Genomic DNA, 15,635 nt, shown 5'->3' with positions numbered 1-15,635 from the left:
CTTTTTTTATTCCACATCAAAACCCCTTGTTATCGCCCGTGACACGACGCCACGCCGGGGAATTCTGCTTGCAGAAATTGCGAGACTTCGCATATTATCCAATCGTTATAATAATCATTATCGTTTCGATTCGCTTAATCATCCCCATTTGAGAGACACCTTCATGACAGCGCGTTCTATCCCTTTTGCTTCTCCATCCGGCGTATTTACGCGTCGGCCTCTGGCTTTGATCATTGCCCTGGTGACCAGCGGCGCAAGCGTAATGGCTTACGCTGAACAAACGGTGGTGGTATCTGCAAATGGCGGTGGTGCGGTGGCGCAGGAAAACGCGTGGGGCCCGGCGGCCACCATCGCCGCAAAACACAGCGCCACCGGCACCAAAACGGACACGCCGATTGAAAAGAATCCGCAGTCGGTTTCTGTGGTGACGCGGGAAGAGATGGAGATGCGCAGCGTCACCAGCGTGAAGCAGGCCTTTAATTACACGCCGGGTGTGCTTACCGGTAACCGCGGCAGTTCAGGCGTCTATGATGCGTTGTCAATTCGCGGTTTTAGCGAAACCAACACCAACCAGTATCTCGATGGGTTGAAGCTGCAGGGCGACAACTACTCGGAATTCGCTATTGATCCCTATTTCCTGGAGCGGGCTGAGCTGCTGCGCGGGCCCGTGTCGGTGCTGTACGGTAAGAGCAACCCGGGCGGTGTGGTCGCGCTGGTCAGTAAACGTCCCACCCAGGAAACGCTGCGTGAAGTGCAGTTCCAGATGGGCAATCACAATCTTTACTCCACCGGCTTTGATTTTGGCGGTGCGATCGATGACGCAGGCGTTTACAGCTACCGTCTGACAGGCCTGGCGAGCAGCCAGGATGCCCAGCAGGCGAACAACAAGCAAAAGCGTTACACCATCGCGCCGTCCTTCAGCTGGCGACCAGACGAAAACACCCATCTGGATCTGCTGACCTACTTCCAGAATGAACCGGACACGGGTTATTACGGCTGGTTACCGCGTGAAGGCACGGTCGTGCCCATTACGCGCCCTGATGGCAGTCAGTACAAACTGCCGACCAGCTTTGATGAAGGGGAGAAGAGCAATCGCATCTCCCGTAACACCAAAATGGTCGGCTACAGCTTTGAACACCGTTTTGATGAGACCTGGACGGTACGCCAGAACCTGCGTTATGCCGAGTTAACGACGGATTACCGCAGCATTTATGGCAATGGATTTAACGCCGCCACCCAGGAAATCACGCGAGGTTATGCCACTTCAGACGAAAAATTGAATGAGTTCGCTGTCGATAACCAGGCACAGGCAAAATTTGCAACCGGTCAACTCGACCATACGCTTTTGCTTGGTGTGGATTATCAACGTATGCGTAATGATATCAACGCAGCGTTTGGTTCAGCATTTCCTTTGAATGCGGTTGCTCCTCAGTACGGTAATGATTCGCTTGACGGCACGCCTTTCCCCTATCGTTATCTGAACAAACAGGAACAAACCGGCCTTTACGCGCAGGATCAAATGGCGTGGGATCGTTGGGTGCTGACGTTAGGCAGCCGTTATGATTACGCGATGACATCTGCGTTAAATCGCGACACCAATACCGAAGTTAAAAATCATGATCAGGCCTTCACCTGGCGTGGCGGCGTAAACTACGTTTTCGATAACGGTATCGCGCCTTATTTCAGTTATAGCGAATCCTTTATCCCAACGGCCGGGACGACAGTGAGCGGGCAACCTTTCGACCCATCGCGCGCTAAGCAGTACGAAACGGGGGTGAAATATGTGCCGAAAGATCGTCCTGTCGTGGTTACGGCTGCGATTTATGAACTGACTAAGTCCAAAAATTTAACAGCCGATCCTGACCATACCCTTTTCAGCATCCAGAGCGGCGAAATCCGTTCTCGCGGTGTCGAACTGGAAGCCAAGGCGGCCCTCAATGCCAACGTCAACCTGACCGCGTCTTACACCTACACCGATGCTGAATATACGGAAGATACACAGCTCAAAGGCAAAACCCCGGTGCAGGTGCCTAAGCACATGGCCTCTCTGTGGAGCGACTATACCTTCCATGAAACGGCGCTGTCCGGCGTAACGGTGGGCGCGGGCGTCCGTTATGTGGGCGAAACACAGGGGTTATACAGTGCGGGTCCCGACGTGAACCAAAACTTCACCGTCGCGGGTTACACTACCGTCGATGCCGCGTTGAAATATGATTTAGGCCGTTTTGGTTTGCCTGGCTCAACGGTTGGCGTTAACGTTAACAACCTGTTTAACCGTGACTACGTTGCCAGTTGCTACCGTGAATACGCGTGCTACTGGGGCGCAGAGCGACAAATTGTCGGCACCGCCACGTTCCGGTTCTGATCGATGAGGGCGCTTCGGCGCCCGTTTACAGGGATAACCATGCAGCTTCCGCAGTACCAACAGACCGCCTTCCGACTGGATAACGCCAGCTTTCGCGTACCGGGTCGTACGCTCCTTCATCCCGTTTCTCTCGCTTTTACGCCAGGTAAAGTCACCGCGCTGATTGGGCACAATGGTTCAGGGAAATCCACGCTGTTAAAAATGCTGGGGCGGCATCACGCGGCCAGCGAAGGGCGGGTTCTGCTCAACGAACAGCCTGTAGATCGCTGGAGCAGCAAAGCGTTTGCCCGTGAGGTCGCTTATTTGCCGCAGCAGTTACCGGCTGCGGAAGGCATGACGGTACGTGAGTTGGTAGCCATTGGGCGTTATCCCTGGCATGGTGCGCTGGGGCGCTTTACGCAGGACGATCGCGAGCGGGTCGCGCAGGCAATCGCGCGGGTTGGACTAACGCCATTCGCCTCGCGGCTGGTCGACAGCCTCTCCGGTGGTGAGCGCCAGCGTGCATGGCTGGCAATGATGGTCGCTCAGAACAGCCGCTGCCTGTTGCTGGATGAACCTACCTCTGCGCTGGATATTGCCCACCAGGTGGATGTGCTGGCGCTGATTCAGACGCTGAGCCATGAACATGGCTTAACGGTCATTACCGTCTTACACGATATTAATATGGCGGCTCGCTATTGTGACCATCTGGTCGCCTTGCGCGGCGGCGAACTGATTGCAGAAGGTGGACCAGAACACATTATGCAGGCAGATGTGCTGCAGGCGATTTACGGTATCCCAATGGGCATCTTCCCCCATCCTGGCGGCGGCGCGCCGGTGAGTTTTGTGTGTTAAGGATACGATAATGCCGGATTTATATCGCCGTCGCCTGCTGATGGCAATGGCGTTGTCGCCTCTCATCCCGTCTTTCCCATCGCCTGCGGCACAGCCTGACAGCGACCGCGTTATTGCGCTGGAGTGGCTGCCCACCGAGTTACTCCTGGCGCTGGGCGTGAACCCGTTGGGTGTGGCGGACGTGCATAACTACAACGTCTGGGTCGGACAGCCGCCATTGCCTGCGGGCGTGGTGGATGTCGGCTTACGTACCGAGCCAAATCTTGAGCTGATGACTCAGATGCATCCCTCGCTGATTCTCTGCTCGAACGGTTACGGTCCACCGAAAGATAAGCTGCGGCGCATTGCGCCGATCATGGGGTTTGACCTGCACAATGGCGATGGCAAACCGCTGAGTCGCGCACGGGCCTCATTGCGGGCGCTGGCGGCCCGACTGGGACGGGAGGCGCAGGCTGAAGCGCATCTGCAACAGGTGGATGCGGAGATTGCGGCGGCGCGTCAGCGTCTGGCGCCGCACGCCGGTCGGGCCATTTTGCTGATGTCGCTACTCGACAGCCGCCACGCTATTACCTTCGGTAAAAACAGCTTATTCCTGGAAGTGATGGCGCTTTTGAATCTGAAAAATGCCTGGCAGGGCGAAACCAGTTTTTGGGGCAGCGCCGTGATTGGACTGGAACGGCTGGCCGTTTTCCATGACGTAGAGGCCATCTGCTTCGATCATGACAATGATGCCGTGATGCAGCAATTGTCGCGAAGTCCGTTATGGCAGTCCATGCCGTTTGTTCACAGCGGCCATTTCCAGCGCGTTCCGGCGGTGTGGTACTACGGTGCGACCTTGTCAGCCCTGCACTTTATTCGCGTGCTGGAACGTGCGCTGGAGAAATCGTAATGCGTCATCGTTTTTTCCCGTTAGCCGTGACAGGTACGCTGTTCTTCCTGGCGCTGGTGTTAACCGCGATCAATCTGCAACAGGCGCTGCCCACGAACCAGTGGTTGCAGGCGCTGTGGAGACCGGACAGCAGCAACATTGAGCAAATGGTCTTTCACTACAGCTTACTGCCGCGCTGGTCACTGGCGCTGCTGGTGGGGGCAGGGCTGGGGTTAGCCGGATTACTGTTTCAGCAGGTGTTGCGCAATCCGCTGGCCGAACCGGGCACGTTAGGCGTTTCATCCGGCGCGCAGTTAGGAATGACCGTCGCGACCTTATGGCACCTGCCGGGTGGGGCGCTGGCTCATCAGTTCGCCGCGTCGGGTGGCGCGCTGTTGGTCGGTGCGCTGGTGTTCAGCGTAGCCTGGCGCAAACGTCTGTCGCCCGTTACGCTGATTCTGGCAGGGCTGGTTCTCAGCCTGTACAGCGGCGCAGTGCACCAAATATTTGCCATCTTTAACCACGATCAACTGCAGAATATGTTTCTGTGGAGCACCGGCACGTTGAATCAGATGAGCTGGGACAGCGTTACCCAACTCTGGCCACGTCTGGTGCTGGCGCTGGTGCTGTCTCTGGCACTACTGAGACCGCTTACGCTGATGGGGCTGGACGATGGCGTCGCCAAAAATCTTGGGTTAGCGCTGTCTGCTACGCGGCTGGCCGTCCTGGTTCTGGCCATCTTGCTGAGCGCTCAGTTGGTGAGCGTAGCGGGGATCATTGGCTTTATTGGTTTATTTGCACCGCTGCTGGCAAGGCTGCTGGGTGGACGGCGGTTACTGAGCCGCATGCTGCTGGCACCTCTGATTGGTGCACTGCTACTCTGGCTGGCGGATGCCTGCGTACTCTGGCTCACGGCGCACTGGCGCGAGGTCTCCACCGGAACCGTGACGGCGCTGCTGGGCGTGCCCATTCTGTTGGCGCTGTTACCTCGCCTGCGAACCGGATCCGTTCCGCCTGCGCTGGATCAGGGGGACAACGTGCCGGTCGAGCGATACCGTTACGGGCGCTGGACGCTGGTGGGATTGCTGATGCTGGGCGGACTGACATGGCTTTGCCTGGCCTTTGGGCGTGATGCGCATGGCTGGATTTGGACGTCTGGCGACATGCTGCAACAGTTGTTACCCTGGCGCGCGCCGCGTGTGCTGGCGGCACTGGAGGTCGGCCTGATGCTCGGTGTGGCGGGCAGCCTGATCCAGCGCCTCACCGGTAATCCCATGGCCAGTCCTGAAGTGCTGGGCATCAGTTCCGGCGCGGCCTGCGGTGTGGTCGTGATGCTGTTCTTTGTTCCCGGCAACGCGCTGGCATTTCTGTTGCCGGCAGGTGCGCTGGGGGCGGCGATAACGCTGGCGGTTATTATGCTGGTCGCCAGTCGTGGTGGTTTCTCACCGGAACGTATGCTACTGGCGGGTATGGCACTCAACAGCGCCTTTGTCACCATTCTGATGCTGTTGATGGCAAGTGGCGATCCGCGCATGGCGGGGTTACTGACCTGGATATCCGGATCAACTTATAACATCAGTGCTACGCAGGCGCTGCAAAGTGCAGGCTTTGCGGCTGTTTTAGTGGCATTAGCGCCACTGGCCAGCCGCTGGTTAACCATTCTGCCACTTGGCAGCATGACCGCACGGTCTGTCGGTATGGCACTGACGGGTTCACGACTCGCCCTGTTGCTGTTAGCGGCGGCCTTAACGGCTTGTGCCACGCTGACGATTGGGCCGCTGAGCTTTGTCGGCTTAATGGCACCCCATATGGCCCGTATGTTGGGCTTTCGCCGCGCGCTGCCACAGGTGTTACTGTCTGGCGTGCTGGGGGCCGGGTTAATGGTGGCCGCAGACTGGTGCGGGCGCATGCTGGCCTTTCCCAGTCAGATTCCGGCGGGCCTGATGGCGACCTTTTTGGGCGCACCCTATTTTATCTGGCTACTGCGCCGTTCACGTTAAAAAAAAGACCGGCTCAGCCGGTCTTTTCTCATCAGAGCTTCGCGAAACAGCGCCGGGCCGCCTCGATGGTGTGCTGAATATCCTCATCAGTGTGTGCCAGCGACATAAACCCGGCCTCAAAGGCGGACGGCGCAAAATACACGCCTTCTTCGAGCATCAGGTGGAAGAAGCGCTTGAAGCGTTCCACGTCGCACTGTGTCACGTCCTGATAGCAGGTGACGCTGTCGGCATCGGTAAAAAACAGGCCAAACATGCCGCCAACCTGATTCACCACCACGGGAATATTTTCCTGTCTGGCTGCCTCAACCAGCCCCTGAGCCAGTTGTTCAGTCAGACGGTTCAGCCTGTCATGCATACCTGGCTGCGCAATCTGCGTCAGGCAGGCATAACCGGCGGCCATGGCTACGGGATTACCGGACAACGTACCGGCCTGGTAAACCGGCCCGGTCGGTGCCAGCGCGGACATGACCTCGCGACGGCCACCGAACGCACCCACTGGCATGCCACCGCCGATGATTTTGCCCAGGCAGGTGAGATCCGGCTTCACGTTATAGTGTGCCTGTGCGCCGCCCAGCGCCACACGGAAGCCTGTCATCACTTCATCAATAATCAGCAGCGCACCGAACTCATCGCACAGGGCACGCAGGCCCGGCAGGAAGTCAGGCTGCGGAGGGATACAGTTCATATTGCCGGCAACAGGCTCAACGATAATGGCTGCGACAGCCGCGGGATACTGTTCAAAGGCCGCACGAACAGAATCCAGATCGTTATAGGTGCAGGTCAGCGTATGCTTAGCAAAATCGGCGGGTACGCCCGGCGAGTTGGGTTGGCCCAGCGTCAGCGCACCTGAGCCGGCTTTCACCAGCAGGTGGTCGGCATGGCCGTGATAGCACCCTTCGAACTTGATGATTTTATCGCGTCCGGTAAACCCGCGCGCCAGACGAATCGCACTCATGGTCGCTTCGGTGCCGGAGTTGACCATGCGCACCATTTCCATACTCGGTACCAGGTCACATACCAGTTGCGCCATGGTGACTTCCATCTCGGTCGGCGCACCAAAGCTCAGGCCGCGCTGGGCTGCCTCAATCACAGCCTGACGAATGCCTTCGTTGTTATGTCCCAGTACCATTGGCCCCCATGAGCCAACATAGTCGATATAGGCTTTGCCATCGGCGTCATACAGACAGGCACCATCAGCATGCTCAATGAACAGCGGAACGCCGCCGACACCGGTAAACGCACGGACCGGCGAGTTCACACCGCCGGGGATCAGGCGTTGTGCTTCGGCGAACAGTTTTTCAGACTTACTCATTTTCGGCTCCAGCAGTTCATATAATTTCGGGCTATTCTACGGAAGAGGGGCGGCCGACGAAAGCCAGATATCCCTGCGTACGACTTCTCCGCGTCAATCCGGCACAGAGTGCGAAGCTGAGCGCTTGATTGCGGCGGGTCGCTGGCAGATAATAGCAACATTGAGGTCGTTTTCTGACCCGGACGTTTACGGAGTAACTCATGAGTGATGAAGTAGTAGCACTGCCGTTGCAGTTTACCGACGCAGCAGCCAACAAAGTGAAAAATCTGATTGCTGACGAAGATAACCCGGCGCTGAAGCTGCGTGTGTATATCACTGGTGGTGGTTGCAGCGGCTTTCAGTATGGTTTCACCTTCGACGATCAAATGAACGACGGTGATATGACCATTGAAAAGCAGGGCGTTTCGCTGGTGGTTGATCCAATGAGTCTGCAGTATCTGGTAGGCGGTTCGGTGGATTACACCGAAGGTCTGGAAGGGTCGCGCTTTATCGTAACCAACCCGAACGCCAAAACCACCTGCGGTTGCGGGTCTTCCTTCAGCATCTGATCATCAGGCCGCTCTCTCCGGGCGGCCTCTTACCATTCTATTGTCACCAGTCTGTCGTTGGTTGTGCGGCTTCCCTGACGCTTCAGCACCGTTTGCGTCACGCGCGGCTGTGCGCTGCTCTGGCGACCACAGTCAACCTGTGGCGAAGACGGGCTTCGCACGCTGTTGACTTCGCAACGTGAATAGATAACAAGTCTGGCATTGATAGAGCCGGTCGTGGATCCCGCGAATGCCTGCTGCGCGATCACAAGCCCTATGGCCAGAAGCAGGGCTTTAGTCATAGTGAATTCCTGGTGTAGTCAAAAGCGCATCGCGCAGAAGGACGGCGGGCTTACATGGCACGCGTCTCTTAAATAACGTTAACGGCAGTGAAAATGATTACTTTAATCGGCAGGGCAATATTCAGTGGCCTGAAGATGCCTTTGGGGCGGGATGCAGTGCCTCACAGAGCTGCTCTGCGGCTAACAGGATACGTGGGCCCGGACGGCTGAGCCAGTCCTCGTTAATGGCAATGATGCGTACGTTGAGCTGCGGCCGCCAGAACTGCGCAAGCGTTTCAGCCTGTTGCGAACCGCCCGTTGTCACAATGACCTGAGGGTGGCGCATCAGGACCTGCTCCCGGCTCACCTGAGGCCAGCTCACCGGACTTGCGGCAAAAATATTTTGCCCGCCACACAGGCCGATAATGTCATTTTGCAGCGTCGCTTTAGCCGCCGTATACAGGGGGGAAAGACCAAACTGCACAAAAACGCGTACGGGGGGTTGCGGACGGTAGCGTTGGCGCAAGGCTGCGACCTGCTGGCGTAGTTGCGTAGCGGCCTGTGTAGCACGCTGGGGGGACGGGCTCCATCGGGCTAATCCAGCCAGCGAATGAATCATGTCATCCAGTGTCGAGGTGCCGACCCATTCCACATGAATCCCTGAGTGCACTAACTGCGCCACCTGACGGGATGAGGTGCCGCCGGGCCATGCCAGCACAACATCGGGCTTAAGCTGTAAAATGCGCTCAAGGTTCATCCCCTGCCAGGTCGCGACCTGCTCAATCTTTTGTGCTTCAGCGGGATAACCCGACCAGGCACTGACCGCAACCGGCGTGATGCCGGCGGCAAAAGCCAGTTCAGTCAGGTGAGGAGCCAGGGTGATGACGCGGGGCGGTGCAGCAGGCAGGCTGCTGCAAAACAGCAGCAGCCAGCAAAACAGCAGGGATTTAGCCATGTGCCAGGCGGGCCAGCAAATTTTCCACCATCAGGGAGGACTGCTTAGCGGCAACGCTCAGGAACTCATCGAAACTCAGGTGTGATTCCTGATCGGCCACATCGGAGATCGCGCGGACGACCACAAACGGCACGTTAAACTGGTGGCAGACATGGCCGATAGCGGTGGCTTCCATCTCAACGGCGATCGCCTGTGGGAACGTGGCGCGAATGCGGGCCAGAGGGGCTGCGCCATTGATAAACGCGTCACCGCTGACCACCAGGCCGCGAACCGCGTTGAGATTCAACTGCTGAATACAGGCTTCTGCGGCGGCGATCAGCTTACTGTCTGCGGTAAAGGCCGCGGGGCAGCCCGCCATCTGGCCCGGTTCATAACCAAAGGCTGTGACATCGGCATCGTGATAGCGCACTTCATCGGACACCACAATATCGCCTACCTTTAACGAAGAGGCTAAGCCGCCCGCTGAGCCGGTGTTAATCACCAAATCGGGTTTGCACAATTGCAGTAACAATGTGGTGCCCATAGCGGCCGAGGTCTTACCAATGCCGGATTTCAGCAACGCAACGTCCACACCATTCAGTGTGCCAGTGTAAATTTCACAACCAGCCAGAGACAGGGTCTGGCGATTTTCAATTTTGTCTCGCAGCAGGGTAACTTCCTGCTCCATTGCGCCAATGATGCCTGCTTTCATTTTACGTCTCGCTAATGTAATGGATGTCAATATCAGGCATAGTCTATCATGGCAGTGACGGGATTATTTCACGAAAAAATAAGGGGACAGCTATGGCGACGATCAATTTCAGGAAGAAGATCAGCTTCACTCGCCCTTATAGCAACCGTAAAGATCCACAGGGGGAATATTTTATTACCCGCCATTTCGAAAGCGATCGTGGGCGGATCATTAATTCAGCGGCAATTCGTCGACTGCAACAAAAAACCCAGGTATTCCCGCTTGAGCGCAACGCCGCCGTACGTTCCCGTCTGACGCATTCGCTTGAAGTGCAACAAACCGGCCGGTATATCAGCAAAGAAATTCTGCAGACGCTAAAGATGCAGGGTGGACTGGCAAAATATGGTCTGGATGACATGGAAGGGGCGTTCGAAAGCCTCGTCGAAATGGCCTGCCTGTTACATGATGTAGGTAACCCACCGTTTGGGCATTTTGGCGAAGCCGCCATTAATGACTGGTTTGAAGATAACCTGCCCGCTGAACTGGTCGATCCGCTGGTTGCGGGTGTTGAAAACGAGGCGCAGCGCGCGGACTTTGATCGCATGAACGCCATGATTCGTCAGGATTTGTGCCACTTCGAAGGGAATGCTCAGGCTATTCGCATGGTGCATTCGCTGCTGCAACTCAACCTGAGCTATTCTCAGGTAGCCTGCATCCTGAAATACACCGCGCCCGCCTGGTGGCAGGGGGAAAAACCGGCTCAGTTTAGCGTATTAATGAAAAAGCCGGGCTTCTATTTATCTGAGCGGGAATATATCGATGAGCTTCGCACTGCCACAAATTTGACGGAACACCATCGCTTTCCGCTGACCTATATCATGGAAGCCGCTGACGACATCTCCTATTGTATTGCCGATTTAGACGATGCCGTTGAAAAAGCCATATTTAACGTGGACAGTCTGTATGAATATCTCAGCAAGGCCTGGGGGACAATAAATAATAACGATGCCTTCAGTCGTACAGTGGGAGAAGCGTGGCGCGAAGCGGGCAGTAAAAAACGCCGTAGCCGTAGCGATCAGTTTTTTATGTCGCTGCGGGTCAATGTTCAGAATGTTTTGGTCACCTACGCGGTGAAACGTTTTATTGATAATCTGCCTGCCATATTCGAGGGGCACTTCAACCATGCTTTATTAGAAGACGAAGGTGAAGAGGGCCGTTTATTACAGATTTTTAAAACCGTGGCGCGCCAGCAGGTGTTTAATCATTCCGAAGTTGAGCAACTGGAACTGCAGGGTTATCGGGTAATTAAGGGCTTGCTGGAAATATATCAGCCGCTGATGTCGCTCAATTATGAAGCGTTTACCACACTGATAAATGAAGACTTTTTACGCCATCATCCCATAGAGACCCGACTGTTCCATAAACTGTCTGGCAAACACCGAAAAGCCTATTTGTATAAAATGCGTACATTGGTTGTTGAACATAAATATGAGCGCTTGTTATGGGAACGTTATTATCGTTTTCGCCTGATTCAGGATTACATTAGTGGCATGACGGATCTCTATGCCTGGGATGAGTATCGTCGCTTAATGGCGGTGGAATAACCCGAGAATTGTAAAGAGCGCGAATAAATTTTTACTTTTGCCTAAAACTTTTAGAGGAACTTCGCGCTAAAACATTTATCTCAACATTCGACCACAGCAATGGTCAGTATATCCATCATTGTGAGATACCAAAATGAAAAAAACCTCGTTAATGTTAAGCGCCCTGGCGCTTAGTCTTGGCATGGCACTGACCCCTGTGAGTGCTTTCGCTGCGGAAACGTCCTCTTCCGTGTCATCCACCAACAGCCAGCAGTTGCCGAGCCTTGCGCCAATGCTGGAAAAGGTTATGCCTTCAGTCGTGAGTATCAGCGTTGAAGGAAGTACGACGGTCAAAACGCCACGGATGCCGCAGCAGTTTCAGCAATTTTTTGGCGATAATTCGCCTTTCTGCCAGGACGGTTCGCCGTTCATGGGCTCACCGCTTTGCCAGGGCGGTGACGGTGGCGGTGCCCCTGCCGCGCCAGATACGCAGCAGCAAAAATTTAGAGCGCTGGGCTCTGGTGTCATCATTAACGCTGAAAAAGGCTATGTGGTCACCAATAACCATGTGGTAAACGACGCGACGAAAATTCAGGTAAAACTGAGCGATGGTCGCAGTTACGATGCCAAAGTGATTGGTAAAGATCCCAGCTCGGATATCGCATTAATTCAGCTGGAAGGTGCTAAAAATCTTACCGCGATTAAGATGGCCGACTCTGACAATTTACGGGTGGGCGATTACGCCGTGGCGATTGGTAACCCGTATGGTCTGGGTGAAACCGTTACGTCTGGTATCGTGTCCGCGCTGGGACGCAGTGGCCTGAATGTTGAAAACTATGAGAACTTTATTCAAACCGATGCGGCCATCAACCGGGGTAACTCGGGTGGCGCTCTGGTAAATCTCAACGGCGAGCTGATTGGCATCAACACCGCTATCCTGGCACCGGACGGCGGCAATATTGGTATTGGCTTCGCCATCCCGAGCAACATGGTGAAAAACCTGACGGCACAAATGGTGGAATACGGCCAGGTTAAACGCGGCGAGCTGGGCATTATGGGGACCGAGCTTAACTCTGAGCTGGCGAAGGCGATGAAAGTCGATGCGCAACGCGGTGCATTCGTCAGTCAGGTCGTACCGAACTCTGCGGCGGCGAAGGGCGGTATTAAAGCGGGTGACGTCATTGTGTCGATGAACGGTAAGCCGTTAACCAGCTTTGCTTCACTGCGTGCCGAAGTCGGCTCGTTGCCGGTAGGAACCACGCTGAAACTTGGCATACTGCGTGATGGTAAACCGCTGGATGTGACGGTTCAGCTGCAGCAGAGCACGCAGGACAAGGTGCAGTCCGCCACCATTTACACCGGTATTGAAGGCGCGGATCTGAGCAATAATTCAGGTAAAGAGAAAGGCGTTCGGGTTGACAGCGTGAAAGCGGGCAGCGCGGCGGCCAGAATTGGCCTGAAAAAAGGCGACCTGATTCTTGGCGTCAACCAGCAGGCCGTCAGCAATCTGGGCGAACTGCGTAAAATCCTCGATACCAAACCACCGGTACTGGCGTTGAACGTGCAGCGCGGAGACAGTTCACTGTATCTGCTGGCGCAGTAATCACAGGCAGGGGTTTATCAGGCGGACTTCGGTCCGCCTTTTTTATGGCGACGCGCACAAATGTGATGGTCGCCGCATTTCTGTTAATGCCTGCCAGGCCTTGTGCAGATGCACAATGTTCTCCCGGTATCGCGCGTCTATGCTGTTTTCCCCCTCTTTATGACTCAGGAGTACAGGATGGCAACCTGTCATCTCGACGCACGACTGGCGCAGGAAATTGTCGCGCGCACTATGAAAATCATTGATGGCAATGTCAACGTTATGGATGCACGCGGACGGATTATTGGCAGCGGTGACCGGGAGCGCATCGGCGAATTACATGAGGGTGCATTGTTAGTGCTGTCTCAGGGACGTATTGTGGATATTGACGATGCGGTGGCCCGGCATCTGCATGGAGTCAGGCCGGGAATTAATCTGCCGTTGCGTATCGACGGGATGATTGTTGGAGTGATTGGTCTGACGGGCGAGCCGGGTGCGCTGCGTCACTATGGTGAATTAGTCTGTATGGCCGCAGAGATGATGCTGGAGCAGGCGCGGCTGTTGCATATGCTGGCGCAGGACAGCCGTCTGCGGGAAGAGTTGGTGCTCAATCTCATTCGCAGTGACGCGATCTCCCCGCAACTCACCGAATGGGCGCAGCGCCTCGGCATCGATCTTAATCAGCCCCGAATCGTGGCGGTGATCGAAGTGGACAGCGGGCAGCTTGGCGTTGACAGCGCGATGTCAGAATTACAGCAGTTGCAGACGTTATTGACGACACCGGCGCGGGATAACCTGATTGCCATCGTCTCACTAACCGAAATGGTCGTGCTGAAACCGGCATTAAATGCACACGGACGTTATGATCAACACGATCACCGCAGGCGGGTCGAACAGCTCATGCAGCGCATGAAGGAAAGTGGTCATCTGCGCATGCGTATTGCGCTGGGCAATTTCTTTACGGGCATGGGCAGCATTGCACGTTCATATCGTACTGCGCGAACAACGATGGCGGTGGGAAAGCAGCGTATGCCCGAGGTTCGCAGCTATTTTTATCAGGATTTGATGCTGCCGGTCCTGCTCGACAGCTTACGGGGTGGCTGGCAGTCAAATGAACTGGCGCGTCCGCTGGAAAAGCTAAAAAGCATGGACAGCAACGGTTTGCTGCGACGCACGCTGAGTGCCTGGTTCAGCAACAACGTGCAGCCCGGCGCGACGTCGCGTGCGCTTTTTATTCATCGAAATACCCTGGAATACCGTTTAAATCGTATTGCTGAATTGACGGGACTCAACCTGGGCAAGGTTGACGATCGCCTGCTGTTGTACATCGCGATCCAACTGGATGAGCAGGGCTGACAGGGCCCGAAAAAACGAAGAGGACAGACTGATGCGCGCACTGAGTTGGGGATGTGGCTTACTGATACTTGCGTTCACCTGCCAGGCGGCGGCGGCGGACACGCTGATTTTTCTCTCGACAAAGGCTTTGCTCACTACACGGCAGACCATCCAGAATCAGCAGGCAAGCCCACGTACGCAGCAAGCCTGGCAACAGCTGAAACAGCAGGCGGATAAGGCGCTTAAGCAGCCCGATCCCAGCGTCATGGACAAAGGTCTGGTGCCCCCCAGCGGCTCGCGACACGATTATCTCAGCCTGAGCGCGTACTGGTGGCCGGACGCCCGGCAGAAAACGGGGCTTCCGTGGAGCCGTCGGGATGGCGAGGTGAATCCCGACACAAAAAACAACCAAACAGACGGGCTGCGTTTTGCGCGTTTTAGTGCCGATGTGCAGGCACTGACGCTGGCCTGGTTCTTTTCGGGCGATGTACGCTATGCCAGTAAAGCCCAATCGATGATCCGTCACTGGTTTATCGATCCCGCCAGCCGCATGAATCCCAACCTTAACTTTGCGCAAGGCGTGCCGGGCATCAGCACGGGTCGGCACGATGGCGTACTGGATGGGCGTTATTTTGCCACCCGTATTGTTGATGCGTTGATATTGCTGCGTCAGTCACCCGGCTGGCGTGCAGACGACGAGGCCGCGCTGCAGCGCTGGTTCCACGACTACCTTACCTGGCTGCAAACCAGTAAGCTGGCGCGCCAGGAGCGGCATGCGGCCAACAATCACGGCAGTTGGTATTGTGTTCAGGTGGCCGGGATTGCCGCTTACCTGCATAACGATGCCGTTATGAGGGACATGATGGCGCTGGCTAAAACGAAGATCGGTGGGCAGATAGCGCGTGATGGCACGCAGCCGCTTGAACTGGCCCGCACCCGCTCTTTTCACTACAGTTTTTTTAATTTACAGGCGCTGACTGCGATAGCGGCCTTGTCGTCTCAGCGCGGTGGGGACGATCTCTGGCACTACTCTGACAAACAGGGCGGCTCGCTGCTGGCTGCGTTGGATTATATGGCACCGTTTAGTGATTCTGCGCGCCGCTGGCCTTGGAAGACGCGCGACCGTAACAGCGGGCGCGTCATTCCCCTGCTTATGCTGGCGGATAATGCGCTGGGTTCTGCACGCTATCAATCCTGGATTGACCGGTTTGACTGGCGTGAGGCGACTGAAGATGTCTTGCGTGAAGGGGCGTTGCTGCGACAGGAGTAGCAGGCCATAAAAAAGGCCCGCCGCACAAAGTGACGCTCACTCAGGACGGCAGG

Annotated in this window: 13 protein-coding genes; 9 read left to right on the top strand and 4 right to left on the bottom strand. The window is 55.8% G+C overall.

The features are described from left to right. Positions 1-163: 163 nt before the first annotated feature. Genes fhuA through fhuB form a run of 4 tightly spaced genes read left to right on the top strand, consistent with a single transcriptional unit; the run spans position 164 to position 6,067 of the window. Entirely contained in the window at positions 164-2,365 is a 2,202-nt protein-coding gene (gene fhuA / locus C1N58_RS14090) for a ferrichrome porin FhuA (protein WP_394549883.1), read from the top strand. Between the two features lie 39 nt (positions 2,366-2,404). Beyond that, a complete protein-coding gene (gene fhuC, locus C1N58_RS14085; RefSeq protein WP_033740296.1) occupies positions 2,405-3,199 on the top strand; it encodes a Fe3+-hydroxamate ABC transporter ATP-binding protein FhuC in 795 nt (264 codons plus the stop codon). A 10-nt stretch (positions 3,200-3,209) separates the two neighbouring features. Continuing rightward, a complete protein-coding gene (fhuD, locus tag C1N58_RS14080; protein ID WP_039338689.1) occupies positions 3,210-4,088 on the top strand; it encodes a Fe(3+)-hydroxamate ABC transporter substrate-binding protein FhuD in 879 nt (292 codons plus the stop codon). Then, positions 4,088-6,067 carry a Fe(3+)-hydroxamate ABC transporter permease FhuB gene (fhuB, locus tag C1N58_RS14075; protein ID WP_394564255.1) on the top strand — a complete coding sequence of 660 codons (1,980 nt, stop codon included), beginning with the start codon at positions 4,088-4,090 and terminating at the stop codon, positions 6,065-6,067. The genes fhuD and fhuB overlap by 1 nt, the downstream gene beginning before the upstream one ends. 31 nt (positions 6,068-6,098) lie before the next feature. On the opposite strand, the gene hemL is transcribed toward fhuB, so the two are convergent. Continuing rightward, positions 6,099-7,379, bottom strand: coding sequence for a glutamate-1-semialdehyde 2,1-aminomutase (gene hemL / locus C1N58_RS14070; RefSeq protein ID WP_033740299.1), 1,281 nt, complete (start codon positions 7,377-7,379; stop codon positions 6,099-6,101). 200 nt (positions 7,380-7,579) lie between these two features. On the opposite strand from hemL, the gene erpA reads away from it, so the two are divergent. Beyond that, a complete protein-coding gene (gene erpA / locus C1N58_RS14065) occupies positions 7,580-7,927 on the top strand; it encodes an iron-sulfur cluster insertion protein ErpA (RefSeq protein ID WP_006117744.1) in 348 nt (115 codons plus the stop codon). Between the two features lie 29 nt (positions 7,928-7,956). Here the strand turns inward: erpA and C1N58_RS14060 are convergent, their stop codons facing one another. The 3 genes from C1N58_RS14060 to mtnN form a co-directional block, all read right to left on the bottom strand. Beyond that, the gene (locus C1N58_RS14060) at positions 7,957-8,208 is read right to left on the bottom strand and encodes a hypothetical protein (RefSeq protein WP_006117745.1); all 252 of its coding nucleotides are present in this window, start codon (positions 8,206-8,208) and stop codon (positions 7,957-7,959) included. Between the two features lie 121 nt (positions 8,209-8,329). Continuing rightward, positions 8,330-9,142: a vitamin B12 ABC transporter substrate-binding protein BtuF gene (gene btuF / locus C1N58_RS14055; protein WP_394564254.1), complete on the bottom strand. Its 813-nt coding sequence runs from the start codon at positions 9,140-9,142 to the stop codon at positions 8,330-8,332. Beyond that, on the bottom strand, positions 9,135-9,833 hold the full coding sequence (mtnN, locus tag C1N58_RS14050; protein ID WP_006117747.1) for a 5'-methylthioadenosine/S-adenosylhomocysteine nucleosidase: 699 nt from the start codon (positions 9,831-9,833) through the stop codon (positions 9,135-9,137). Before mtnN ends, btuF begins: the two co-directional genes overlap by 8 nt. Positions 9,834-9,925: 92 nt before the next feature. Between mtnN and dgt the strand changes: the two genes are divergently transcribed. The 4 genes from dgt (at position 9,926) to C1N58_RS14030 (ending at position 15,582) form a co-directional block, all read left to right on the top strand. Then, entirely contained in the window at positions 9,926-11,416 is a 1,491-nt protein-coding gene (gene dgt / locus C1N58_RS14045) for a dGTPase (RefSeq protein ID WP_006117749.1), read from the top strand. A 133-nt stretch (positions 11,417-11,549) separates the two neighbouring features. Then, on the top strand, positions 11,550-12,998 hold the full coding sequence (degP, locus tag C1N58_RS14040; RefSeq protein WP_033740303.1) for a serine endoprotease DegP: 1,449 nt from the start codon (positions 11,550-11,552) through the stop codon (positions 12,996-12,998). Positions 12,999-13,175: 177 nt separating this feature from the next. After that, positions 13,176-14,333: a CdaR family transcriptional regulator gene (locus C1N58_RS14035; RefSeq protein ID WP_039338678.1), complete on the top strand. Its 1,158-nt coding sequence runs from the start codon at positions 13,176-13,178 to the stop codon at positions 14,331-14,333. 31 nt (positions 14,334-14,364) lie between these two features. Beyond that, the gene (locus C1N58_RS14030) at positions 14,365-15,582 is read left to right on the top strand and encodes an alginate lyase family protein (protein WP_394549879.1); all 1,218 of its coding nucleotides are present in this window, start codon (positions 14,365-14,367) and stop codon (positions 15,580-15,582) included. The last annotated feature ends 53 nt before the right edge of the window (positions 15,583-15,635 follow it).

This window comes from Pantoea sp. SGAir0180, assembly GCF_043546245.1.
The sequence above is the reverse complement of the archived record's forward strand: the minus strand, read 5'-3'. Positions and strand labels throughout refer to the sequence as shown.

Bases quoted from the DNA above. Each gene is read 5' to 3' on its own strand.
- fhuA (WP_394549883.1), top strand. From the start codon at position 164: ATGACAGCGCGTTCTATCCCTTTTGCTTCTCCATCCGGCGTATTTACG.
- fhuC (WP_033740296.1), top strand. From the start codon at position 2,405: ATGCAGCTTCCGCAGTACCAACAGACCGCCTTCCGACTGGATAACGCC.
- fhuD (WP_039338689.1), top strand. From the start codon at position 3,210: ATGCCGGATTTATATCGCCGTCGCCTGCTGATGGCAATGGCGTTGTCG.
- fhuB (WP_394564255.1), top strand. From the start codon at position 4,088: ATGCGTCATCGTTTTTTCCCGTTAGCCGTGACAGGTACGCTGTTCTTC.
- hemL (WP_033740299.1), bottom strand. From the start codon at position 7,379: ATGAGTAAGTCTGAAAAACTGTTCGCCGAAGCACAACGCCTGATCCCC.
- erpA (WP_006117744.1), top strand. From the start codon at position 7,580: ATGAGTGATGAAGTAGTAGCACTGCCGTTGCAGTTTACCGACGCAGCA.
- C1N58_RS14060 (WP_006117745.1), bottom strand. From the start codon at position 8,208: ATGACTAAAGCCCTGCTTCTGGCCATAGGGCTTGTGATCGCGCAGCAG.
- btuF (WP_394564254.1), bottom strand. From the start codon at position 9,142: ATGGCTAAATCCCTGCTGTTTTGCTGGCTGCTGCTGTTTTGCAGCAGC.
- mtnN (WP_006117747.1), bottom strand. From the start codon at position 9,833: ATGAAAGCAGGCATCATTGGCGCAATGGAGCAGGAAGTTACCCTGCTG.
- dgt (WP_006117749.1), top strand. From the start codon at position 9,926: ATGGCGACGATCAATTTCAGGAAGAAGATCAGCTTCACTCGCCCTTAT.
- degP (WP_033740303.1), top strand. From the start codon at position 11,550: ATGAAAAAAACCTCGTTAATGTTAAGCGCCCTGGCGCTTAGTCTTGGC.
- C1N58_RS14035 (WP_039338678.1), top strand. From the start codon at position 13,176: ATGGCAACCTGTCATCTCGACGCACGACTGGCGCAGGAAATTGTCGCG.
- C1N58_RS14030 (WP_394549879.1), top strand. From the start codon at position 14,365: ATGCGCGCACTGAGTTGGGGATGTGGCTTACTGATACTTGCGTTCACC.